22 protein-coding genes are annotated in these 23570 nt (G+C 69.9%); 17 read left to right on the forward strand and 5 right to left on the reverse strand.

All coding sequences use genetic code 11. The features are described from left to right. Window positions 1–181 precede the first annotated feature (181 nt). From FIU88_RS08675 to FIU88_RS08725, 11 genes are all read left to right on the forward strand, one after another. Window positions 182–934 (forward strand): YebC/PmpR family DNA-binding transcriptional regulator, encoded by a 753-nt coding sequence (locus FIU88_RS08675; RefSeq protein ID WP_152478930.1) that lies wholly within the window; start codon window positions 182–184, stop codon window positions 932–934. A 90-nt stretch (window positions 935–1024) separates the two neighbouring features. Further along, window positions 1025–1570: a crossover junction endodeoxyribonuclease RuvC gene (gene ruvC, locus FIU88_RS08680; protein ID WP_152478931.1), complete on the forward strand. Its 546-nt coding sequence runs from the start codon at window positions 1025–1027 to the stop codon at window positions 1568–1570. A gap of 124 nt (window positions 1571–1694) precedes the next feature. Beyond that, a complete protein-coding gene (gene ruvA / locus FIU88_RS08685; RefSeq protein WP_152478932.1) occupies window positions 1695–2306 on the forward strand; it encodes a Holliday junction branch migration protein RuvA in 612 nt (203 codons plus the stop codon). Between the two features lie 51 nt (window positions 2307–2357). Then, window positions 2358–3392, forward strand: a complete 1035-nt coding sequence (gene ruvB, locus FIU88_RS08690) for a Holliday junction branch migration DNA helicase RuvB (protein WP_016854889.1) — start codon at window positions 2358–2360, stop codon at window positions 3390–3392. Between the two features lie 22 nt (window positions 3393–3414). Continuing rightward, complete coding sequence (tolQ, locus tag FIU88_RS08695; RefSeq protein WP_016854890.1) at window positions 3415–4104, forward strand: protein TolQ; 690 nt, start codon at window positions 3415–3417, stop codon at window positions 4102–4104. A 13-nt stretch (window positions 4105–4117) separates the two neighbouring features. Then, the gene (gene tolR / locus FIU88_RS08700; RefSeq protein WP_152478933.1) at window positions 4118–4558 is read left to right on the forward strand and encodes a protein TolR; all 441 of its coding nucleotides are present in this window, start codon (window positions 4118–4120) and stop codon (window positions 4556–4558) included. A gap of 9 nt (window positions 4559–4567) precedes the next feature. Next, on the forward strand, window positions 4568–5650 hold the full coding sequence (gene tolA / locus FIU88_RS08705) for a cell envelope integrity protein TolA (protein ID WP_152478934.1): 1083 nt from the start codon (window positions 4568–4570) through the stop codon (window positions 5648–5650). After that, entirely contained in the window at window positions 5650–6933 is a 1284-nt protein-coding gene (tolB, locus tag FIU88_RS08710) for a Tol-Pal system beta propeller repeat protein TolB (RefSeq protein WP_026068410.1), read from the forward strand. Before tolA ends, tolB begins: the two co-directional genes overlap by 1 nt. Window positions 6934–6962: 29 nt before the next feature. Then, window positions 6963–7499: a peptidoglycan-associated lipoprotein Pal gene (gene pal, locus FIU88_RS08715; RefSeq protein ID WP_152478935.1), complete on the forward strand. Its 537-nt coding sequence runs from the start codon at window positions 6963–6965 to the stop codon at window positions 7497–7499. Window positions 7500–7543: 44 nt separating this feature from the next. Then, the gene (gene ybgF, locus FIU88_RS08720; RefSeq protein ID WP_152478936.1) at window positions 7544–8362 is read left to right on the forward strand and encodes a tol-pal system protein YbgF; all 819 of its coding nucleotides are present in this window, start codon (window positions 7544–7546) and stop codon (window positions 8360–8362) included. A 15-nt stretch (window positions 8363–8377) separates the two neighbouring features. Continuing rightward, on the forward strand, window positions 8378–9142 hold the full coding sequence (locus FIU88_RS08725; RefSeq protein WP_152478937.1) for a YciK family oxidoreductase: 765 nt from the start codon (window positions 8378–8380) through the stop codon (window positions 9140–9142). A 191-nt stretch (window positions 9143–9333) separates the two neighbouring features. Here the strand turns inward: FIU88_RS08725 and FIU88_RS08730 are convergent, their stop codons facing one another. Then, window positions 9334–10014: an HAD-IA family hydrolase gene (locus FIU88_RS08730; protein ID WP_152478938.1), complete on the reverse strand. Its 681-nt coding sequence runs from the start codon at window positions 10012–10014 to the stop codon at window positions 9334–9336. Next, entirely contained in the window at window positions 10011–10736 is a 726-nt protein-coding gene (gene ubiG, locus FIU88_RS08735) for a bifunctional 2-polyprenyl-6-hydroxyphenol methylase/3-demethylubiquinol 3-O-methyltransferase UbiG (RefSeq protein ID WP_152478939.1), read from the reverse strand. The genes FIU88_RS08730 and ubiG overlap by 4 nt, the downstream gene beginning before the upstream one ends. A gap of 140 nt (window positions 10737–10876) precedes the next feature. Between ubiG and galU the strand changes: the two genes are divergently transcribed. Both galU and FIU88_RS08745 read left to right on the forward strand, forming a co-directional pair. After that, on the forward strand, window positions 10877–11767 hold the full coding sequence (gene galU, locus FIU88_RS08740) for a UTP--glucose-1-phosphate uridylyltransferase GalU (protein WP_152478940.1): 891 nt from the start codon (window positions 10877–10879) through the stop codon (window positions 11765–11767). Between the two features lie 3 nt (window positions 11768–11770). Beyond that, window positions 11771–13060: a nucleotide sugar dehydrogenase gene (locus FIU88_RS08745; protein ID WP_152478941.1), complete on the forward strand. Its 1290-nt coding sequence runs from the start codon at window positions 11771–11773 to the stop codon at window positions 13058–13060. Window positions 13061–13272: 212 nt separating this feature from the next. Here FIU88_RS08745 and FIU88_RS08750 read toward each other — a convergent pair whose 3' ends face one another. Continuing rightward, window positions 13273–13851, reverse strand: coding sequence for a superoxide dismutase (locus FIU88_RS08750; RefSeq protein WP_016854901.1), 579 nt, complete (start codon window positions 13849–13851; stop codon window positions 13273–13275). A gap of 274 nt (window positions 13852–14125) precedes the next feature. Here FIU88_RS08750 and FIU88_RS08755 point away from each other — a divergent pair, with 274 nt between their 5' ends. The 4 genes from FIU88_RS08755 to msrA all read left to right on the forward strand — a co-directional run bounded on the left by FIU88_RS08755 (window position 14126) and on the right by msrA (window position 21601). Beyond that, window positions 14126–14920: a hypothetical protein gene (locus FIU88_RS08755; protein ID WP_152478942.1), complete on the forward strand. Its 795-nt coding sequence runs from the start codon at window positions 14126–14128 to the stop codon at window positions 14918–14920. A gap of 29 nt (window positions 14921–14949) precedes the next feature. After that, entirely contained in the window at window positions 14950–16812 is a 1863-nt protein-coding gene (locus FIU88_RS08760; protein ID WP_152478943.1) for an autotransporter assembly complex family protein, read from the forward strand. Window positions 16813–16920: 108 nt separating this feature from the next. Further along, the gene (locus FIU88_RS08765) at window positions 16921–20952 is read left to right on the forward strand and encodes a translocation/assembly module TamB domain-containing protein (RefSeq protein ID WP_152480175.1); all 4032 of its coding nucleotides are present in this window, start codon (window positions 16921–16923) and stop codon (window positions 20950–20952) included. Window positions 20953–20986: 34 nt separating this feature from the next. Then, window positions 20987–21601, forward strand: coding sequence for a peptide-methionine (S)-S-oxide reductase MsrA (gene msrA, locus FIU88_RS08770; RefSeq protein WP_016854905.1), 615 nt, complete (start codon window positions 20987–20989; stop codon window positions 21599–21601). Here the strand turns inward: msrA and FIU88_RS08775 are convergent. Continuing rightward, complete coding sequence (locus FIU88_RS08775; protein ID WP_152478944.1) at window positions 21582–22610, reverse strand: hydrolase; 1029 nt, start codon at window positions 22608–22610, stop codon at window positions 21582–21584. The two genes, msrA and FIU88_RS08775, sit on opposite strands and share 20 nt — an antisense overlap. Beyond that, a complete protein-coding gene (locus FIU88_RS08780) occupies window positions 22607–23527 on the reverse strand; it encodes a LysR family transcriptional regulator (RefSeq protein WP_152478945.1) in 921 nt (306 codons plus the stop codon). The genes FIU88_RS08775 and FIU88_RS08780 overlap by 4 nt, the downstream gene beginning before the upstream one ends. Window positions 23528–23570 lie beyond the last annotated feature (43 nt).

Genomic DNA, 23570 nt, shown 5'->3' on the forward strand with positions numbered 1-23570 from the left:
TCAGCATTCGACCTGAGCACCGAGGACCAGCCGAAGCGAGGTTCTTTTGACAAGGATGTCAAAAGAAGCGCCCAGGGAAGGGTTTACCGCGTCCTCGTGAAGGCTGGTCGTCGGGAGGGCTCATCTGGCCGATGATTCAATCCGGTTTCCTGACTCACCGACGAGACACGAAGGAGGGAATATGGCCGGCCATAGCAAATGGTCCAATATCAAGCATCGCAAGGCGGCTCAGGACGCCAAGCGCGGCAAGATCTTCAACAAGCTGATCCGCGAGCTGACCGTGGCCGCGCGACAGGGCGGCGGCGATCCCGAGGACAACCCGCGCCTGCGCGCCGCCATGGACAAGGCGCTCGGCAGTAACATGCCCAAGGACACCGTGCAGCGGGCGGTGGATCGCGGCGCCGGCAATACCGACGGCGATGCCATGGAGGAGGTGGTCTACGAGGGCTACGGCCCCGAAGGCGTGGCGGTGATGGTCGAGGCCATGACCGATAACCGCAATCGAACTGTCTCCGAGGTGCGACACGCCTTCGGCAAGCAGGGCGGCAACCTCGGCACCTCCGGCTCGGTGGCCTTCATGTTCCACAGGCAGGGGCGACTGACGCTGCGGGAAGGCGTCGACGAGGAGACGGCCATGGAGGCGACCCTGGCCGCCGAGCCAGAGGACATCGAGACCCTCGAGGACGGTCGCCTGGAGGTCGTCACCACCCCCGACACCTTCGGCGCGGTCAAGGACGCCCTGGTCGAGGCGGGCATCGCGCCCGAGGCCAGCGACGTGGGGCTGTATCCCGACAATTACACCCACATCGACGACGCCGAGCTCGGCCGGCGCATCGTCGGGCTGGTCGACCGGCTCGAGGACCTGGACGATGTGCAGAATGTTTACACCAATGCCGACTTCGATAATGCCATTCTCGATGAACTGCATGATTGAGACGGCACACCAATGCGCTCTCGACCCGGCTCGGATGAGAGCCTGGAAGAGCTGCATGATGACTGATCATTTCACGACGAGAGAGCGCCCATGCTGATCCTGGGCATCGATCCGGGATCCCGTATCACCGGTTACGGCGTGCTGGACGTCACCGAGCCCAGGCCGAAGTACGTGACCAGCGGCTGCATCCGCACTCGCGGCGACGACCTGGCCCAGCGCCTGGCTCAGGTCTATGCCGGGGTCAGCGAGGTGATCGGCCTGCACGGCCCCGGCGAGTTCGCCATCGAGCAGGTGTTCATGTCGAAGAACGCCGACTCGGCGCTCAAGCTCGGGCAGGCGCGGGGCACCGCCATCGTCTGCGCGGCCAATCACGGCCTGCCGGTGAGCGAGTACGGCCCGCGCCAGATCAAGCAGGCGGTCACCGGCGGCGGGGCGGCCGACAAGGCCCAGGTGCAGCACATGGTGACCGCCATCCTGGGCCTCTCCGGCACGCCCCAGGCCGATGCGGCCGACGCCCTGGCCATCGCCCTGACCCACGCCTATGCCCGGCTCGGGCTGATCCGCCGGGGCAGCTACGGCGGCGGCGGGCGAGGGCGCGGAAAGAGCGCGTCCTGGCGCGACTTTCGCCCCGAGTGATGTCGCCTGACGGCGACGCCGAAGCGGTTGTCGAACAGCGTTCCACGGGCTGGCATGGCCCGGGGGGGACCAGTATAGTGAGCGCGACGCGCTGCGGATTCATCATCAAGGACAGTGACATATCATGATCGGACGCTTGCGAGGCACCCTGGTCGACAAGCAGCCTCCCTGGCTGCTGCTGGACGTGGCCGGGGTCGGCTACGAGCTGGAAGCGTCCATGACCACCCTGGTGGCATTGCCCGGGGTCGGCGAGGACGTGGTGCTGCATACCCATCTCACTGTGCGCGACGACGCCCATCTACTCTACGGCTTCGCCCGCGAGCAGGAGCGTTCGCTGTTCCGCGCCCTGATCAAGGTCAACGGCGTCGGCCCCAAGCTGGCCCTGGCCATCCTCTCCGGCATGGACGAGGACGCCTTCATCCGCTGCGTGATGGACGACGACGTCAAGTCGCTGACGCGCCTGCCCGGCGTCGGCAAGAAGACCGCCGAGCGGCTGATCGTCGAGATGCGCGACCGCTTCCCGCACTGGGAGGCCGAGGCGCCCGTGGACGGCGCGGCGCCGTCGACCGGCGGCGCCCCCGAGCCGCGCCAGGAGCCGCTGGCCGAGGCCGAGGCGGCGCTGGTCAGCCTCGGCTACAAGCCCGCCGAGGCCGCGCGGATGCTCGCCGGCCTCGAGGAAGAGGGCAGCACCGAGGCGATCATCAAGGCGGCGCTCGCGCGTCGCATGGCAGGCTGATGACCATGCGCGATTCGCAGCCTTTCATCCCAATGCCGGCGGAGGGCCCCCATGCTGGAAACTGACCGCCTGATCGCCGCCGAGAACCGCGAGGGCGAGGGCCATCTCGATCACGCCATCCGCCCCAAGCAGCTCGGCGACTACATCGGCCAGCCGCGGGTCCGCGAGCAGCTGGAGATCTTCATCCACGCCGCCCGCGGTCGCGACGAGAGCCTCGACCACACCCTGGTGTTCGGTCCGCCGGGGCTCGGCAAGACCACGCTCGCCAACATCATCGCCACCGAGATGGGCGTCGGCCTGAAGTCGACCTCCGGCCCGGTGCTCGAGCGGGCCGGCGATCTCGCCGCCATGCTCACCAACCTGCAGCCCGGCGACGTGCTGTTCATCGACGAGATCCATCGCCTGTCGGCGGTGGTGGAAGAGATCCTCTATCCCGCCATGGAGGATTTCCAGCTCGACATCGTGATCGGCGAGGGGCCCGCGGCGCGCTCGATCAAGCTCGACCTGCCGCCCTTCACCCTGGTCGGTGCCACCACCCGGGCGGGCCTGCTGACCTCGCCGCTGCGCGACCGCTTCGGCATCGTCCAGCGCCTGGAGTTCTACTCCATCGAGGAGCTTAGCGAGATCGTCGCCCGCTCGGCGCGACTGCTGGGCGTGACCGCCGACGACGCCGGCGCCCGGGAAGTGGCGCGCCGTTCCCGCGGCACCCCGCGCATCGCCAACCGCCTGCTGCGCCGCGTGCGCGACTACGCCGAGGTCCGCGGCGGCGGGCGCATCGACGCCGAGATTGCCGACCAGGCGCTCAACATGCTCCACGTCGATCATCACGGTCTGGACCACATGGACCGCCGCCTGTTGCTGGCGATGATCGAGAAGTTCGACGGCGGCCCGGTGGGCGTCGACTCCCTGGCCGCGGCCATCGGCGAGGAGCGCGACACCATCGAGGACGTCATCGAGCCCTACCTGATCCAGCAGGGGCTGATGATGCGCACCGCCCGCGGCCGGGTGGTGACGCGCCAGGCCTGGCAGCACTTCGGCCTGGCCCCGGACGACCGCGCCCCGGCGCCGACACCTTCCCAAGACTGACTTCGACGAGACGAGGATTCCCGTGAACGACGCCATGTCCATTCCCCACCTGATCATGAACGCCAGCGGCGTGGTCCAGGCGGTGATGCTGCTGCTGCTGCTGGGCTCGCTGCTGTCCTGGGTGGTGATCTTCCAGCGCACCTTCGTGATGCGCCGTGCACGCAAGGCCCACCGTGAGTTCGAGGACCGCTTCTGGTCCGGGGTCGACCTCAACGAGCTGTATCGCGAGACGCCCGCCGAGCAGGAGACCCTGGGCGCCGAGCACATCTTTCGCGCCGGCTTTCGCGAGTTCAATCGCCTGATGCCGAAGACCCAGAGCCCCCAGGCCATCCTCGACGGCGTGCAACGCAGCATGCGCGTCGCCTGGTCCCGCGAGGAAGACCGCCTCAACCTGCATCTGGTGTTCCTGGCCACCGTGGCCTCGTCCAGCCCCTACATCGGGCTGTTCGGCACCGTGTGGGGCATCATGGGCTCCTTCCAGTCGCTGTCCATGGCTCAGCAGGCCACACTCGGTACCGTGGCGCCATGGATCGCCGAGGCGCTGATCGCCACCGCCATGGGCCTGTTCGCGGCTATCCCCGCGGTGATCTTCTACAACCGGCTGTCGGCGGAATCCAGCCGACTGCTGGGCAAGTACGAGGACTTCGCCGAGGAATTCCATTCCATCCTGCACCGCAACCTGCAGGGTCGCGGCGAATCCGCCGCGGGCTGAGGAGGGCCACGCCATGCACGGACCCTTCAATCGCATGGGCCGGCGCAAGCCGATGAACGAGATCAACGTCGTGCCCTTCATCGACGTGATGCTGGTGCTGCTGGTGATCTTCATGATCACCGCGCCGATGCTGACCCAGGGCGTCAAGGTGGACCTGCCCCAGGTGACCTCCGAGCCGATCGAGGACAGCGAGGATCGCGATCCGATCGTCGTCTCGGTGGACAGCGAGGGCCAGATCTACGTCAGCCTGAGCGGCGACGAGACCGCCGTCGATCTCGATCAGCTCGGCCAGCGGGTCGGCATCCTGCTCGAGCGCGAGCCGGGCACCCGTGTCCTGGTCCGCGGTGATCGCAACGTCGCCTACGGCCAGATCGTCACCCTGATGAGCACCCTGCAGACCTCGGGCGTGGCCAACGTCGGACTGATCTCCGAGCCCCCGCCCGGGGACGCCTGAGGAGGACGCATGGCCAAACAACATCGCCATGTCGGCTACGGTCTGCCATTGATTCTCGCCGTCGGGCTGCATCTGGGGCTGCTGGTGGTCAGCGTGATCCGCTTCCCGAGCGCCGAGCAGGAGCTGCCCAACCAGGCCATCGTCAATGCCACCCTGGTGCGTGCCGAGACCGCCACCGATCAGGCCCAGCAGGCACAGCAGCAGGCCCGGGCGGCGGCCAAGGCGGAACGCGAGCGTCAGGAGGCCGAGGCCGCCGAGCAGGCGGAAGCCGAACGTCAGGCCGCCGCCGAAGCGGAGCGACAGGCAGAGCAAGCCCAGCGCCAGGAACAGGAGGCGGCCCAGGCCGCCGAGCGGGAGCAGGCCCGCGAAGCCGCCGAACAGGCGGCGGCCGAAGCCGAACGCCGCGAGCGCGAAGCCGCCGAACAGGCGGCCGAGCGGGAGCGTCAGCAGGAGGCCGCGCGCCAACGCCGCGAAGCCGAGGAACAGCGACAGCGCGAGGCGGAGGCCGAACGCCAGCGCCAGGCCGAGGAAGAGGCCCGTCGTCAGCGCGAAGCCGAGGAACAGCGTGAGCGCGAGGCGGAGGCCGAACGCCAGCGCCAGGCCGAGGAACAGCGTGAGCGCGAGGCGGAGGCCGAACGCCAGCGCCAGGCCGAGGAAGAGGCCCGCCGCCAGCGTGAAGCCGAGGAGCAGCGCGAGCGTGAGGCCGCCGCCCAGCGCGCCGCCGAGGCCGCCCAGAACAGCCTCGACCAGGCCATCGCCGGCGAGTCCGAGGCCGTGGCCAACGCCCAACAGGCAGAGGAGGCGGCCAACGGCTTCATCAACCTGGTGCGCCAGGCGGTGGAGCAGGCCTGGTCGATTCCGCCCAACGTCCCCGACGGCGCCGCGGCCGAGATATCGGTTCGCCTGGGGCCCTCCGGGGAGCTATTCGCCGCCAACATCGGTCGTAGCAGTGGCAACAGTGCCTTCGACCGTTCGGCGCTGAGCGCGGTGGAAACCGCCGCGCCCTTCGCCGAACTGCGCGAGCTGCCCGCTTCGGTGCAGCGCCAGTACCGTGAGTTCAATCTCAGATTCCGACCGGGGGACATACGCTGATGAGAGCCTTGATGACCACCTGGCTGGCGGCCGTGCTGCTGCTGTGCACGTCGCTGGCCCAGGCCGACCTGACCATCGACATCACCCAGGGCAACGAGCAGGCCACGCCGATCGCCGTGGTGCCGTTCGCCGAAGGCGAGAACCTGCCCCAGGACGTGGCCCGGATCATCTCCGACGACCTGGAACGCAGCGGCTACTTCGCGCCCCTCGAGCGCGAGGCGATGTTCGCCAGGCCGACCCGCGGCGACGACGTCAGTTTCGGTGACTGGCAGGCCCTGGACACCCGCTATCTGGTGGTCGGCCGGGTCAGCCGCACCGGCGGCGGCGTCGAGATCCAGTACGAGCTGATGAACGTCAGCGGCGAATCGCGGATGCTGGGCGAGGTGATCACCGCCGGCCAGGATCAGATGCGTGCCGCCGCCCACCGCATCAGCGACAAGATCTTCGAGGAGATCACCGGCATTCGCGGTGCCTTCTCCACGCGCATCGCCTACGTCACCTCTCAGGGCGTCGGCGACGAGACCGCCTATCAGCTGTTCGTCGCCGACGCCGACGGACGCAACAGCCGGCAGGTGCTGAGCTCCGACGAGCCGATCATGTCGCCGGCCTGGTCGCCGGACGGCGGCAAGCTGGCCTATGTGTCGTTCGAGTCCGGCCGCCCGGGCATCTACGTGCAGGAAGTCGCCAGCGGCCGTCGAGTGCGCCTGACCTCCTTCGAGGGCCTCAACAGCGCCCCGACCTGGTCGCCGGACGGCCGCCGACTGGCGATGGCGCTGTCCCGCGACGGCCAGCCGGAGATCTATGTCATGGACGTCGCCTCGCAGAACCTGCAGCGCGTCACCAACAGCCAGAGCATCGAGACCGAGCCGGCCTGGTCACCGGACGGCAACAGCCTGATCTACACCTCGGACCGCAGCGGCGGCCCGCAGATCTATCGCCAGTCGCTTGGCGGCTCGCCGGAGCGCATCACCTTTACCGGCAACTACAATGCCCGGGCGCGCTTCGCGCCGGACGGCGAATCCATCTTCCTGATCCATCGCGGCGGCAACGGCTATCGGGTCGCCAAGCAGGATCTGGAGAGCGGCCGGCTGGTCGAGCTCGGCGACGCCCGCCAGGCGGAGTCGCCCAGTGTCGCGCCCAACGGCACCATGGTAATCTTCGCCACCCAGCAGGGCGGTAATGGGGTGCTGGGGGGCGTTTCCGCGGACGGTCGTGCCTCGTTCCGCCTTCCCGCGGCCCAGGGCGACGTGCGCGAGCCCGCCTGGTCCCCGTTTCTGAACTGAATGTATCCCGCAAAGAAAGGAGTCATACGATGCAATTCAAGCCTTATGCCCGCACTCTGATCGCCGCCATGTCGATGGCCGTCATGGCCGGCTGTTCCAGCACCGGTGGCACCCAGGAAGGCTCCATGGATGGCACCGCCGGTGGCACCGGCGGCGTGGGAACCGGCACCGCCGGTGCCGGTCAGGCGAGCGGCAGTGGCCTCGGCGAGGGCGCCGGCCAGATGGCCGGCTCGCGCATTCCCGAGGTCCGTACCATCTACTTCGCCTACGACAGCGACACCATCCGCCCCGAGTTCCAGTCGGTGCTGGAGGCACACGCCCGTTTCCTGCAGAACAACGGCAACGCCAGCGTGGTGCTGCAGGGTCATACCGACGAGCGAGGCACCCGCGAGTACAACCTGGCCCTCGGCGAGCGTCGCGCCGACTCCGTGAAGCGCTTCCTGAGCGTGCAGGGCGTGTCGCCGTCCCAGGTCGAAGTCGTCAGCTACGGCGAGGAGCGCCCGGCGGCCCGCGGCAGCAACGAGGAAGCCTACGCCCAGAACCGCCGGGTGGTCTTCGCCTACTGAGCCCCGCGCCACGCACGGCACCACGATAGCGAAGGGAGAAAGCGATGAGACCGCGTCTCAGAATCTGGACCGCCGCCGGCGCCTTGAGCCTGCTGGCCGCCCCGGCGCTGGCCCAGCAGCCGGTGGTGGAGGATCTCACCGCCCGCTCCGGCTCCGGCAGTTTCTATGACCAGACCGCGGCCCGCGAGCCGGCGGGTGGCAATCTGGAGCTGTTCAACGAGCTGCAGCGCAACCAGGAGCAGCTCCGCCAGCTGCGTGGCCAGGTCGAGGAGCTGCGCTATCAGCTCGACCGACTCAAGCGCCAGACCCGTCAGCAGTACATGGACCTGGACGAGCGCCTGTCCGCTAACGCCGGCGCCGCCAGTGCGGCAGGCGGGGCCGGTGCCGCCGCGGCCGAGCAGGTGGCCAATGGCGGCAATGCCGGCGAGCCGTCGGCATCATCCACCGGGCAGGCCGCCGGCGCGTCGGGCTCGGCGGACAACGACGCCGGCGCCCGGGCCGACTACCAGGCGGCCTTCGCCAAGGTGCAGGCCCGCGAGTTCGATGCCGCGACCCAGGCCTTCGAGGCCTTCGTCGACCAGTATCCGAACGCCGGGCTGACCGCCAACGCCTACTACTGGCTCGGTGAGCTGCATTCGGCCGGCGGCGACCTCGAGGCCGCCGGGGCCTCCTTCCAGCGCGTGCTCGACGACTTCTCCGACAGCAACAAGGTGCCCGACACCCTCTACAAGCTGGGCCTGCTCAAGGCCCGCCAGGGCGAGCCGGAGGCCAGCCAGGCACTGCTCGAGCGGGTGCAGCAGGAATATCCCGACAGCAGCGCCGCCAATCTGGCCGCCGACTTCCAGCGGCAGTCGGGCAACTAGCCCCGGAGGGACATCATGACGGTCTGCAAGATCGACTATGAGGCACCGCAGGGGCTGCTCGACGGCCGGGTGATCCTGGTCACCGGCGCGGGCGATGGCATCGGCCGCGCCGCGGCCCTGAGCTATGCGCGCCACGGCGCCACGGTGATCCTGCTGGGACGGACGATCGCCAAGCTGGAGGCGGTGTACGACGCCATCGAGTCGGAGGGGCTGCCGCAGCCGGCGATCTTCCCGCTCAACTTCGAGGGCGCGACGCTCAAGGACTTCCACGACATGGCAGAGGCCCTGAACAAGGAGTTCGGGCGCCTGGACGGCATCCTGCACAACGCCGGCCTGCTGGGCAGCATCACGCCCTTCGCCCAGTATGATCCGGCGCTGTGGGAGCAGGTGATGCAGGTCAATATCAATGGTCCGATCTGGATGACCCAGGCACTGCTGCCGCTGCTGGAGGCCTCACCGGATGCTTCGGTGATCTTCACCTCCTCTTCGGTGGGTCGCCGCGGGCGCGCCTACTGGGGCGCCTATGCGATATCGAAGTTCGCCACCGAGGGCTTCATGGAGGTGCTGGCCGACGAGGTGGAGCATCTCGGCACGCTGCGCATCAACACCCTGAACCCCGGCGCCACCCGCACCGCCATGCGTCAGTCCGCCTATCCGGCGGAGGATCCGGGCACGCTGCGCACGCCGCAGGACATCATGCCCACCTATCTGTGGCTGATGGGGCCGGATAGCCGCGGCCACAGCGGCGAGGCGTTCGACGCTCAACCCCCGCGCCAGTAGGGCCGGACCAGCGAGACAAGCCGGCACGGCAAAGACGCCGGCATGGGGGCGGACCAGGGGTACCGAAAAAGCGGGCCTCCCGACTGGGAGGCCCGCTTTTTTTGTCGATGGCCTTGATCGCGTTTACCCCCTGCCGGAGCCGTCACGACCGGGCCGTCATGCCGGCACAGGGGTGTCGCCCCGACGGGACATCAACGCTTGGGATCGACCGGCAGCAGGGTCTCGGTCAACGCCTCGGCGGTGTCGAACCAGCGATCCGCCGGCCACAGGCGATAGTCGTCGTCTTCGGTGATATAGCCATAGCCCACCGCCACCGCGGGCATGCCCGCCGCCCTGGCGGCCTGCATGTCGCGGTGATGATCACCGAGGTACCAGCAGTCGCCGGGGGCCACGGCGAGGCGCCGCGCCGCCTCGAGCAGCGGCGCCGGGTCGGGCTTCTTCACCGGCAGGTCGTCGGCGCACAGCAGCGCGCCCGGTTCGAGGCCCAGAGCCTCCACCAGCGGCGCGGCATAGGCCCGCGGCTTGTTGGTGACGATGCCCCAGGGGCGACCGGCATCACGCCATTCGTCCAGCAGCCGGTCCAGCGGCGGAAAGACCCGGCTCTCCACGGCCACCGCCTCGCCGTAGGCGGCCAGCAGGAAGGCCCGGGCATCATCGTGGCCGTCGTGCTCGCGCTCGAGGCCCAGCGCCAGGGTCACCAGGGCGCTGCCACCGTTGGAGACCTGGGCGCGGATGGTTGGGTAGGGCAGGGGCGCCAGCCCGTGGTGGTCACGCAGGGCGTTGGTGGCACGGGCCAGATCCGGCGCGGTATCCACCAGGGTGCCGTCGAGATCGAACAGCAGCGCCTCGGGTGTCGTCCATTCGCGACTCACGACGCCTCCCGACGGCAGTGCATCAGGTAATTCACCGACACGTCGGTGGCCGACAGGCGATAGCGGCGGGTCAGCGGCTGGTAGGTCAGGCCGCTCTGCTCACAGACCGCGAGACCGGCCTCGCGGCACCAGCCGGCGAGCTCCGAGGGGCGGATGAACTTGGCGTAGTCGTGGGTGCCCCGCGGCAGCATGCGCAGCAGGTACTCGGCACCGACCACGGCCAGGGCGTAGGCCTTGGGATTGCGGTTGATGGTCGAGAAGAACACCTGGCCGCCGGGCTTGACCAGCCGCGCGCAGGCGCGGATCACCGAGGCGGGGTCGGGCACGTGCTCGAGCATCTCCAGGCAGGTGACCACGTCGAACTCGCCGGCATGGGCCTCGGCCATGGCCTCGACGCTGACCTGGCGGTAGTCGACGCTCGCGCCGGTCTCCTCGGTGTGCAGCCGGGCCACCGCCAGCGGCGCCTCGCCCAGGTCGATGCCGGTGACCTCGGCGCCGCGATGGGCCATGGCCTCGGCGAGGATGCCGCCGCCGCAGCCGACATCGAGCACCCGATGGCCGGCCAGCCCGGCGCGGGCGTCGATGAAGTCGAGGCGCAGGGGATTGATCTCGTGCAGCGGCTTGAACTCGCCGTCGGTATCCCACCAGCGATGGGCCAGGGCCTCGAACTTGGCGATCTCCGCCGCGTCGACGTTGTCCGCTTGCGACTGGCTTGCCGTCATCTGTCCTCTCCGTAGGTGTCGCCGGCCGGCCACTGTGGCGAGCTCGGCATGATTCGGTATGATGCCATTCTACTCGTTCCCGACGGCCCGGCCCATGCCCGGCCGCGTCGGGCTACATGCGACACGACAAGGACCGCACCATGATCCGCAAGGCCGTTCTCCCCGTTGCCGGTTTCGGCACCCGCTGCCTCCCCGCCTCCAAGGCGATCCCCAAGGAGATGATCACCATCGTCGACCGCCCGGTGATCCAGTACGTGGTTCAGGAGGCCGTCGAGGCCGGCATTCGCGACATCGTGCTGGTGACTCACGGCAGCAAGAGCGCCATCGAGAACCACTTCGACAAGCACTTCGAGCTCGAGGCCGGCCTCGAGGCCAAGGGCAAGCACGAGCTGCTCGAGGAGCTGCGCTCGATCGTGCCGGAGGACGTCAACATCATCAGCGTGCGCCAGCCGGAGCCGCTGGGCCTCGGCCATGCGGTGCTCTGCGCGCGCCCGGTGATCGGCGACGATGAACCCTTCGCCGTGCTGCTGCCCGACGTGCTGGTCGACGGCGACGGCCTCGAGCGCAACGACCTGGCCGGCATGATCGAATCCTTCGACGCCACCGGCCGCACTCAGCTGATGGTGGAGGAAGTGCCCCACGAGCTGGTCTACAAATATGGCATTGTCGCCCCCGAGGGCGAGCCGCCCGCGGCCGGCGAAGCCGGGGCCCTGGCCGGACTGGTCGAGAAGCCCAAGGTCGAGGAGGCGCCCTCCGACCTGGCGGTCATCGGCCGCTACGCGCTGCCCGGCGCCATCTTCCCGCTGCTCGCCGAGACGCCGCCCGGTGCCGGCAACGAGATCCAGCTCACCGATGCCATCGAGACCCTGCGTCAGCAGAGCGGCGTCGACGCCTGGCGCATGCTCGGTCGCACCTATGACTGCGGCCATCAGCTCGGCTACCTCGAGGCGATCCTCGCCTACGGCCGCCGCCACGCCCGCTACGGCGAGGGCTTCCGCGAGCTGCTGACCCGCTACAGCGGCGAGGAGTAAGCGATGCGCGTTCTGGTCCACGGCAGTGAGCTGGCCGCCGCCACCGCGGCGGCGGCGCTGGCCTCGGTCGGCCACCGGGTGAGCTGGTGGCCCCACGCCAGCGCCGACTGGTCGACCCTGTCCGAGAGCGGCTGGCTGACCAGCGAGCCGCAGCTGATGGCGCGCCTGGGCGAGGGCATCGCCCAGGGCCATCTGAGCGTGCTCGGCGCAGGCGAACAGCCCGAGGGCGACGACTTCGAGGTGCTGTGGCTGGCCCTGTCGCCGGAGCAGCGCGAGGAAGGCCGTGCCACCGTCGCCGAGCTGTCGTCGCGGCTGACCGCGGACGCCGTGCTGGTCAACAACTCGACCTTCCCGGTCGGCGAGACCGACCGCCTGGCCGCCGGCCTCGGCAACGGCCGGCGCGCCGTGGCGCTGGCCGACCTGCTCGAGGAGGGCCGCGCCTGGGAGACCTTCACCCGGCCGTCACGCTGGCTGCTGGGCTGCGACGACCGCAACGCCGAGCGCCAGGTGCGCGAGCTGCTGCGCGCCTTCAATCGCCGCCGCGAGGTCTTCCAGCGCATGCCGCGGCGTGCCGCCGAGCTGACCAAGCTGGCGATCAACGGCATGCTGGCCACTCGCATCAGCTACATGAACGAGATCGCCGGCCTCGCCGACACCCTGGGGGTGGACGTCGAGGACGTGCGCGAGGGCATGGGGGCGGACAGCCGCATCGGCTACGAGTACCTCTATCCCGGCTGCGGCTTCGGCGGCCCCAGCTTCTCCCGCGACCTGATGCGCCTGGCCGACGTCCAGTCGGCCAGCGGCCGCCATTCGGCGCTGCTCGATCAGGTGCTCGACATCAACGAGCAGAAGAAGGAGACGCTGTTCCGCAAGCTGTGGGCCCACTACCACGGCCGGCTGGAAGGCCTGACCGTGGCCATCTGGGGCGCGGCCTTCAAGCCCGGTACCGCGCGCATCGACCATGCGCCGGTGCTGACGCTGCTGCGTGCCCTCTGGGCCCAGGGCGTGCGCGTGCGGCTGCACGATCCCGCCGCCACCGAGGCGCTGCGTGAACGGCTGGGCGAGCATCCGCTGCTGGAACTGTTCGACGGCGATCCGGACGAGGCGCTCGAGGGCGCCGACGCCCTGATGCTGGTCACCGAGTGGAAGGCCTACTGGAACCCGGACTGGCCGCGCCTGGCATCAAAGCTGAAGGGCAAGCTGCTGCTCGACGGCCGCAATATCTACGACCCGGCCCACGTCGCCGACATGGGGCTGCACTATCGGGGCATCGGGCGCCGCGCCGATCCTTGAGTCGGCTCGATTTGCTGCTGCGCTCGACAGGCTGGCCGCCGGCAGTGCTCGCTATCCTCATGTAGCAGGCTACGCTCCGGTAGCTGTGCTCCGGCCGCAACCAGCCTGCCTTCGCTCGCGACGTAAATCGAGGCCGACTCTCTAATAAGCGGTAGAAACAAAGCGGCCCCGCCAGATGGCGGGGCCGTTGTCGTTCGCGAGTCCGCTGGGGATCAGGCGAAGTTCTGGGCGACGAAGTCCCAGTTCAGCACGTTCCAGACGTTCTCGAGGTACTTCGGACGCGCGTTGCGGTAGTCGATGTAGTAGGCGTGTTCCCACACATCGATGGTCAGCAGCGGGGTCTGGCCGTGAGCGACCGGGGTGTCGGCGTCGTCGGTGTTGACGATGTCGACGCCGCCGTCGGCGGTCTTGATCAGCCAGGTCCAGCCGGAGCCGAAGTTGCCGACGGCCTTGGCGTTGAAGGCGCTCTTGAATTCCTCGAAGGAACCGAACTTGGCGTTGATGGCTTCGGCCAGCGCGCCGGTCGGCTCACCGCCACCGTTCGGGGACAGGCAGTGCCAGTAGAAGGTGTGGTTCCAGACCTGAGCCGCCTGGTTGAACAGGCCACCGGAAGCAGACTGGATGATCTCCTCCAGGGACTTGTTGGCGTTCTCGGTGCCCTCGGTCAGCTCGTTGAGCTTGGTGACGTAGGCCTGGTGGTGCTTGCCGTAGTGGTACTCCAGGGTCTCGGCAGAGATGTGCGGCTCCAGGGCGTTCTTTTCGTACGGCAGTGCGGGCAGTTCGAATGCCATTATCGTTTCTCCTCGTTGCTAGTCATGGGTCGGCGACCCATGGTGTGCCAGTGCGCTGGGGGAGTGCAAGGTCGATGTCGGCCCGGTTTCGGCCGTGCCCCGTTCGCTCCCTCGATAAAAAACCGTACACTATCAGTGTGCTGTACCAGTCCGGTCACGGCATCATATCACCCGGCCTGGGGTCCGCCAATTCCGATCAGGGGACTCGGGCTTGGGTCGCGTGCCGGCGATATCGCCGGCGGGACGCCGACACGCAACGCGCAAGGAGACCACCATGGCAGAGCGCCCGGAAGACAGCCGGCAGCCACGACCGATCGTGCCGGACCCGGATGCCAGCCTGGCCGGGCACCACCGGTCACACGCCCCGCCCAGGGCGACCGTCTGGCCACTGTGGCTGCTGATCCTGCTGCTCACCGCGGCGCTGATCGGGCTGGCCTACGCCGGCTGGATGGAGCGTCAGCGCCTGGAGCAGCGGCTGACCCGCCTCAACGGCGAGATCTCCAACGTCCATGCCCGCTTCGACGCCTCCGAGGGTCGCGGCGAGCTGCTGTCGGAGATCCAGACACGCCTCGACGAGCTCGAGGGGCTGGAGGACCGGCTACAAGCCACGCTGGACGACCGCGTCACCGAGCGCCTGTCGGACTGGCAGGACGAACACCTGGCGCCGCAAGCGCAGGCCCAGTCTGCGCTCGAAGGCCGGGTCGCGACCCTGGCCGAGGATGGCGAGGTGCGTGCCGATACCCTGGCGGCGGTGCGCGACTCCATGGATGCCCTCGAGACCGCCAGCCGCGAGGGACGGTCCGCGCTTACCGAGCGCCTGGCGGCACTGGAGAGCACTCAGCAGGGCGAGGCCGAGCGTCAGCAGGCGCTCGACGAACGGCTCGATGGCGCCGTCGAGGCCCTGGCCAGGCTGAGCGACGACGTTGAAGCCCTGGGTTCGTCGAGCGATGATGAGCGCGAGCAAACCGCGGCCCTCGAGGAACGCCTCGCGGATCTGCAGGCCGAACTGCGGGAGCTGCGCCAGTCACAGCTGGCCATGAACGCCCAGCTGGAAGCGCTGCGGCAGTGACAGGACGTCAGCCAGGGAACCCCGACATCATGGACAAGTATCTCGTCAATCGTCTCGTGACCGGCCTGCTGGTCGCCGGCCTCGTCTCACCGGGCATCGTCCTGGCCCTCGACGCCAATATCGAGGGCCTCGAGGGCGAGCCGGCCGAGAACCTCGAGACCTACCTCGACGGCCTCGATGCCGAGCAGTACTCGCCGCAGCGGCTGGAATCCGAAGTGCGTCGCCTGGCCGGCGAGTCGCTCAGGGTCTATGGCTACTACGAGCCCATCTTCGAGCTTCGCTTCGACGACCGCGACGCACCGGAAGAGGTGACCATCGTCGTCGACCCCGGCGAACCGGTGCGAATCGAGCGTCTCGCCTTCGGGTTGGCCGGTGGCGCCGCCGACGATCAGCCCTTCCAGGACGCCATCGACGCCTATCCCCAGGAAGAGGGGGATGTGCTTCGCCACGCCCCCTTCGATGCGCTGCGCAGCCAGCTCTCCGGCCTGGCCCTCGAGCGCGGCTACTTCGACTGGCGCTTCAGCGAACGGCGCATGGAGATCCGCCCCTGGGCCAACAGCGCCCGGCTGTCGCTGGACCTGGACAGCGGCCCGCGCTATCGCTTCGGACCGGTGCGCTTCCACGGCCAGCACATCGAGACCGAACGCCTGCAGGCCCTGGCGCCGTTCCATGAGGGCAAGCCCTATCTCGCCAGCGACATCGCCACCTTCAACCAGCGCCTCGGCCAGACCGAGTGGTTCGGCTCGGTCAGCGTGCGTCCGCTGCTGGATGCCGGCATCGGCGAACTGGCGCTGCCGCCGTCGCCCATCGGCTTTCTCAACGCCCTCGACGTGGAGGACCTGCCAGAGGCGCCACCGCCCGAGCCCCGCCTGAGCGCGGAGGCGCTCGCCGCGGCCGCGTCGCTCCAGGCACCGGCGGTGCCCGAGGTGCCCATCGAGGTCAGTGTCACGCCGGCCGATCGTCACCAGTTCGAGGTCGGTATCGGCTTTGCCACCGACGTCGGCCCCCGGATGCGCTTCTCCTGGGACCAGCCCTGGGTCAACCGCTACGGCCACAGCCTCGAGCACGACCTCTACCTCTCCGGGCCCGAGCAGGAGTTCAGCGGCGTCTACAACATGCCCCTCGACGATCCGCGTCGCGACAGCTATCGCCTCCAGTACGGGCTGCGCAACGAGGACAACGAAGACACCGAAACCCTCGAGGCCAGCGTGGAGTTCGGCCGCCGCTGGCAGTTCGATAACGCCTGGGAGCAGATCGTCTACCTGCGCGCCACCTACGAGGACTTCACCCAGGCCGATCTCGACAACCAGGTGCTGCTGCTCTATCCCGGCGTGCGCTGGACCCGCACTCGCTCGCGCAATCCGACCTTTCCGCGCTGGGGAGATCGCCAGCAGATCTCGGTGCAGTACTCCAGCGAGGCCTGGGGCTCCGACGCCGAGTTCCTGCGCCTGGATGCCGATACCCAGTGGATCCGCAGCCTCGGCGACGACTATCGCTTCGTGGGTCGCGTCGGCGCGGGCAGCATCGTCACCGACGACTTCGAGAACATCCCGCCGTCGCTGCGCTTCTTCGCCGGCGGCGACACCAGCGTGCGCGGCTATGGCTACGAGACCCTGTCGCCGGAGAACAGCGACGGCGAGCTGGTCGGCGGCGAGCAGCGCCTGGTCGGCAGCGTCGAGGCCCAGCGCCGGATCACCGGCCCCTGGTGGCTGGCCAGCTTCGTCGACGCCGGCGATGCCTTCACCGACTGGTGGCCCCAGGAGCTGAACACTAGCGCCGGCCTCGGCGTGCGCTGGATCTCGCCGGTGGGGCCGATCCGCTTCGATGTCGCCCATCCCTTCGACAGCGACGACGCCTATCGCATCCACTTCGCTATCGGCCCGGAGTTCTAGCGTGAGTGCTAGCGTGCGCCGGGCACCGATCATCGTCACCGTTCACCCCCGTCGTCCGTGGCTCACCGCGCCCCGGACGACGCTGCCGCGAGAGTCATCATCGTGAGAATGCGCCGCCTTAGCTGGGCCCTGCTCCGGCTGTTGATCCTGCTGCCGCTGTGGCTGATCGGCCTGGTCATGCTGCTGCTTGGCCTGGCCCTGTCGCCCTGGGGCACCAGCGCCCTGTTCACCCAGGCCGAGCGGCTCGGCCTGCTCGAGGTCGAGCGCGTCGAGGGCGCGCCCCTGGACACGCTCAGGATCGAGGGGCTGCGCCTGACGGCCGGCCCGGCCAGCGTCGCGGTGTCCGACGTCGAGCTCGCCTGGGCCGACGACTGCCTGCTCCAGGGGCGGCTGTGCATCGACCGCCTGGCCGTGGCGGGCGCCCGCATCCGCCTCGGCGCGAGCGACGCCGCCGAGGAGCCGGTGGCGGAAGAGGGCGACGGCGGCCCGCCCGGGCCGATTCAGCTGCCGCTGCCGGTGGCGCTGCGCGAGCTGTTGCTGGATGACGTCGAGGTGCGCCTCGCCGATGGCACCCGCCTTGGCTGGCGGCACTTCGAGAGCGGCGCCGAGGCCGAAGGCAACGCCCTGACCCTGTCGCCGACGCGCCTGGTCGGGCTGCGGCTGACGCCGTCGATCTCGCCGGGCAACCGGCTCGCCCTGAGCGAGGCGGAAAGCCGCGACGACGTGCTCACGGCCATCGCGATCGACGCCGCCGTGGCGGTGCGCTCGCCGCTGCCGGCCAGCGTCGCCGCGGCCGCCGCAGGAGTGAGCGATTCGCCGGCGTCGCCGGACTCACCGGCCGAGGAGCGCCTCCGGCTGCCGGACGTCACCCTGCCGCTGGCGGTGGAGGTACCGAGTCTGACCGTGGAAGACGCGGCCTTCGAGGGCGCGCAGGCCTACGTCATCGACCGGCTCGATCTCAGCGTCACCGCCCGCGACCAGCACATCGCCGTGCACCCGCTCGCCGTCGCCTCCCGGGAGGCCGACGCCACCCTCCAGGCCGAGGTCACCCTGCGCGATGACTATCCCCTCGACGTGCGGCTGGGCGCCGACTTCTACTTGCCCGAACGCCTGCCGGCCCTGGCCGGCCAGCGGCTCGAGCTGGCCCTGAGCGGGGACCTCGGCGACCTGGACGTGGCGCTGACTGCCAGCGGCCCCATGGAAGCCAGCCTGACGGCCCGCCTCGACGCCCTGGACCCGACGATGCCGTTCTCCGCTCGCCTGACCAGCCCCGAGCTGCAGTGGCCGCTGCCCGGCGCCGTGGCGGCGCCCGAGGACGCGGATAACGGCGAGGACGAGGGCGCGAGCGAGACGGCGCAAGACACGCCGACCGAGCCGTGGCGAGTCGAGAACCTCGACCTCGACGCCGAAGGCACGCTCGACGACTATCGGGTCAGCCTGGGACTCGCCGCCCAGGGCCCGTCGCTGCCGCGCACAGACATCGCGCTGAACGGGCAGGGCAACCTGCAGCGCTTCGACTGGGCGCCGCTGCGCCTGACGCCGCCGGAGGGCACGCTGACCAGCGAGGGACGGATCGACTGGTCCGAGGCGCTCTCGGTGTCGGCTCGGCTCGACGTCGACGGCTTCGACCCCGAGCCCTTCGTCGAGGGACTGGCCGGCCGTCTCGACGGCCGCCTGCAGGTGGCCTTCTCCCAGAGCGCCGACGGCTGGCGGCTCGGCGTGCCGACGCTTGCCGTGGACGGCGAACTCGCCGAGCAGCCGTTCTCGCTCTCGGGGCAGCTGTCCGGCGATCACGACATGAACTGGGACATCGCCTCGCTGAGCCTGCGCCAGGGCGACAATCGCCTGGACGCCTCGGGCCGGGTCGCGCCGAGCGAGCTGGACCTGGACGCCCGCATCGACATGCCGCGACTGGACACCCTCCATCCCGAGCTCGACGGGGCGCTCGACGGCGACATCGAGGCCCGCGGCAGCGTCGAGCGGCCGCAGCTGTCGCTGTCCCTGAGCGGCGATCGGCTGGCCTTCGGCGACAACCGCCTCGCCCGGCTGCGCCTGGACGGCGAGGTGGCCGGCCTCGACGACCCGAGCCTCGACCTGAGCCTGGCCGCCGACGACGTCGCCGCCGGTGGCCAAGCCTTCACGTCTATCGCGCTGGGCCTCGACGGCCGGCTCTCCGAGCATCGCCTGACCCTCGACGTGGAAGGCGACCCGGACGGGCCGCTGTCGGCGCTGAACCTGGCCCTCGAGGGCGCGCTGGACGAGGCCCGCGAGCACTATCGCGGGCGGCTGACGCCGCTGGACGCCGAGACCGCCTACGGCAGCCTCGGCCTCGACCAGGCGCTGGCCTTCGATGCCGACCTGACCGCCAGCGCCGTGGAGGTCCAGCCGTTTTGCCTGACCCGCGCCGAGGGCGGCGGGCTGTGCCTGACGGCACCGCTGTCGGCGTCGCCGGACAGCGGACGCGCCGAGCTCGCGATCCGCGAGCTGCCGATGGACCTGATCAACGACGCCATGCCGCCGGGATGGGCCATCGACGGCGCCACCGAGGGCGGCCTGGTGGCCGAATGGTCGAACGGCGGCGCCCGCTGGCAGGCCAGCGCGAATCTCGACAGCCAGGCCGAGATCAACGGCCAGGACGCCTATGGCCAGCCGTGGTCGGTGCCCGGCACCGGGCTCTCGCTCGCCCTCGACGCCGATCAGGAGCGTGCCGACGTCGACCTGGGGCTGACCTTCGGCGAACAGGGCGCGATGCGCCTCGACCTGGGCATCATCGAGCCCATGGGTGCCGGCCGCCTGGACGGGCGCTTCGAGATCGACAACGTGCGACTGGCGCCGTACCGGCCGTTGGTCGCCGACATGGAGACCCTGGAAGGCGCGCTCGACGCCGGTATCGACATCACCGGCGACCGCGAGCAGCCGCGGCTGGACGGCCGCCTCGCGCTGGCCGGCCTGCGCGCCGAGGGCCTCGGGCTGCCGCTGTCGGTGGCCGACGGCGAGCTTGAGGTCGACCTGTCCGGCGACCGCGCCGACATCGACGGCTACCTGGAAGGCGAGGAAGGCCGGATGAACATCACCGGCGATGCCCGCTGGCCCTCGTCGGCCGCGTGGCAGGCGGCCCTCGACCTGGAAGGGCGCGACGCGCCACTGCTGGCCGCGCTGCCGGGGTTCGGGCGGCTGCACATCGCCCCGGACCTGTCGATCCGCGCCGATCCGGACCGGCTGCGGGTGCGCGGTGAGGTCGGCATTCCCTGGGCCCGGCTCGAGGTCGGCAAGGTCCCGGCCTCGGCGGTCTCGCCGAGCCCCGACGAGGTCATCGTCACCCGCGAGGAGGCCGAGGCCGCCGACCGCCAGGCCGCCAGCGAGGAGCCGGGGGCGAGCACCGCAGAGGCCATGCAGCAGGCCGGTATGGCGCTGGACGTTCAGGTGGACCTTGTGCTGGGGCCGGACATGCGTCTCGAGGCCTACGGGCTCGAGACCGACCTGCGCGGCGACCTGCAGGTGCGCCAGTCCGACGGCCCCGTGCAGCTGTTCGGCAACGTCAACCTGGAAGACGGACGCTTCCGGGCCTTCGGCCAGGACCTGATCGTCCGCGAGGGCATCCTCTACTTCAGCGGCCCCCCGGGCCAGCCGCTGCTCGACTTCGAGGCGGTGCGCAATCCGGACAATACCCAGGACGAGGTGGTGGCCGGTCTGCGGGTCAGCGGGCCCGCGGCCAATCCCAGCCTGGAGATCTTCTCCGAGCCGTCCATGAACGAGTCCCGGGCGCTGTCCTACGTGCTGCGCGGCCGTGCCCCGGACGACAGCAGCGGCGGCAGCGCCCTGACTTCGGCGCTGATCGGCGTGACCCTGGGCCAGGCCGGCGGCGCCGTGGGCGCGATCGGCGAGGCCTTCGGCATCGACGACCTGAGCCTCGACACCGCCGGCAGCGGCGACGATAGCCAGGTGGTCGTGACCGGGAACCTGACCGACCGGCTGAGCGTCGGATATGGTGTCGGCGTCTTCTCGCCGATCGCCGAGCTGACGCTGCGCTACAAGCTGTGGCGAGACCTCTACCTCGAGGCGGTATCCGGCGCCAGCCAGGCGGTCGACCTGATCTATACCTTCAGCCTGCCGGGCGATCCCCCGGCGCTGACACGATGAGCGACATGCGCAAGACGAACCAAGGAGCCACACGATGACCACTTCGCCGCTGTACGCCCCCGAGGGCCGCGACACGCCGCTGCAGATACTGGGTCGCCACACCGTCAGCGGCCGCGACATGACGCCGCCGTGGCCGGCGGGCCTGCAGGAGATCGTGCTCGGGCTGGGCTGTTTCTGGGGCGCCGAGCGGCTGTTCTGGCAGCTGCCCGGTGTGCATGTGACCGCCGTGGGCTATGCCGGCGGCGTGACGCCGAACCCCACCTACGAGGAGACCTGTACCGGACGCACCGGCCACGCCGAAGTGGTGCGGGTGGTGTTCGATCCGGCGACGATCGATCTGGAGACCCTGCTGCGCCACTTCTGGGAGGCCCACGATCCCACCCAGGGCAATCGCCAGGGCAACGACATCGGGCCCCAGTATCGCTCGATCATCCTGGTCACCGACGAGGCCCAGCGCGAGATCGCCGAGCACAGCCGCGCGGCCTACGACGACGCCCTGGCCCGGGTTGGACGCGGCCCCATCACCACCGCCATCGAGCCGCTCGAGACCTTCTATTACGCCGAGGACTATCACCAGCAGTACCTCGACAAGAGACCCGACGGCTACTGCGGCCTCAAGGGCACCGGCGTCAGCTGCCCGATCGGCTGAGCGGCTCGCGCAGGCAGGGCGCCGTGTCGGCCCGGCCCTCCAGCTGAGCGCCGACCCGGCGCGCGAGCCAGCTCGCCAGCCGCCCGTCACGGCGTTCGACGAAGCCCACGTGACCGCCGTGGCGGGCCGTTTCCAGGCGAATGCCCGGGCCCAGTGCGACGTTCTCGAACAGGCCCGGCGGCATGAAGGGATCGTCCTCGGCGTGGAGGATCAGCGTCGGCCGGCGAATCTCCTGCAACAGTGGCCCGGCCGAGGCCCGGCGATAGTAGTCGGCGGCGCCGTCGAAGCCATGCAGCGGCGCGGTCACCACATCATCGTACTCGCGCAGGGTGCCAAGGCCGGCAAGCGCCCGCGGTGACAGTGCCAGCGGCAGCTCGCCGGCCTCGAGCCGCGGCGCCACCTTGGCCTTCAACGCACCGAGCAGGTGACGCTGATAGACCCGCGCGAAGCCGCGTTCCAGGCAGTCGGCGCTGGCCGCGAGATCCACCGGCGGGGCGATGGCGATCGCGCCGTCCAGCGCCGGGGATTCGCGGCCGGCATCCTCGGTCATCAGCTTGAGCAGCATGTTGGCCCCCAGCGACACGCCGCAGGCGATGCGCGGCGCCCGGGGATGGCGGCGGGCCAGCTGGGTCAGCAGCCAGTGGGCATCGGCGGTGTCACCGCTGTGGTAGGCCCGCGGGCGACGGTTGGGGTGGCGGCCACAGCCGCGGAAATGCATCAGCACGGCACGATGCCCACGTTCGCCGGCCGCCGTCAGCAGCTGCCGGGCATAGGGCGAGTCCACCGAGCCTTCCAGCCCGTGGAACAGCACGAACAGCGGCGCGTCGTCGTCGGCGGGGCCCGGTGTCACCCAGCTGAGTTCGACCACATCGCCGTCGGGCAGCGCCAGCGTCTCCCAGGCCAGCGCGGGCGAGGGCGCCGGCAGCATCCTCGGCAACAGGGTCTGCAGGTGGCGATTGGCCAGGCCCGTCGGGGCGCGGAAATCCGCCGCATGGCGGCCCGGCGTCATATGGCGTCGGCCCTGGGTTCGACGAGCCTCTGCCACAGTGCCTCCACCGCCGGGTGTGGGTTGTCACGGTGGCGAAAGAGGCGAATCTCCAGCGGCACCTGCCAGCGCGTGCCGCCGGCCGGCACCAGACCGCCGGAGGCCAGCGCGGTCTGGATGGAGCGCGCCGGCAGCCAGCCGAGTCCGTAGCCGAGCCCCACCAGTTCGCGAATATTGCCGCTCTGGATGCTCTCGTTGAGCACGCTGAAGGTCGGCACCTGGCCGAGCGCCTGCAAATGCGCACGAATGCACTGGTCGATCACCCCCCGGGGGTGATAGGCGATCAGCGGCAGCGGACGACGCCCGCTGTCCTCGAGCGAGAAACGCGGGTTGCCCTCGGCGTCGGGCAGCGACACCGGCACCAGCCGCTCGCGGCCGAGCACCCGAGCCTCCAGGCCCTCGGTTTCCAGTGGCAACGTGCGTGGCGTGGCGGGCCAGTAGCAGAGCACCAGGTCGCATTCCTGGCGCTCCAGGGCCCGGAAGTAGTCGTCGGCCAGCCAGCCGGTAGCGCGCAGGTAAGGCGTGACCGGCGGGGCGGGATCGAAATCGGCCAGCCATTCCGGCAGGAAATTGGCCAGCAGGCTCTGGGGCGCGGCCAGGCGCAGACGGCTGGCGTCCGCCTCGGCCAGCTGGCCGAGGCGCTCGCGGGCGGTGGTCACCCGTCGGGTGACGTCCTCGCACAGCGCCAGGAACTCCTCGCCGGCCGGCGTCAGCGACAGCGGCAGGGTCTGGCGATTGATCAGGGTGGCCCCCATCTCCTCCTCGAGCAGCTTGATGCGGCGCGAGAAGGTCGGCTGGGTCACGTTCTGGGTCTCCGCCGCCCGCGAGAAGTGGCGCGTACGCGCCAGGGCGATGAAGTCTTCCAGCCAGCGTAATTCCATAGTGTTCCTTGTGCCGGAGCGCCAGGGACGGTGAGTCTACTCA

It is taken from the genome of Halomonas sp. THAF12, assembly GCF_009363675.1.
GTDB lineage: Bacteria > Pseudomonadota > Gammaproteobacteria > Pseudomonadales > Halomonadaceae > Halomonas > Halomonas smyrnensis.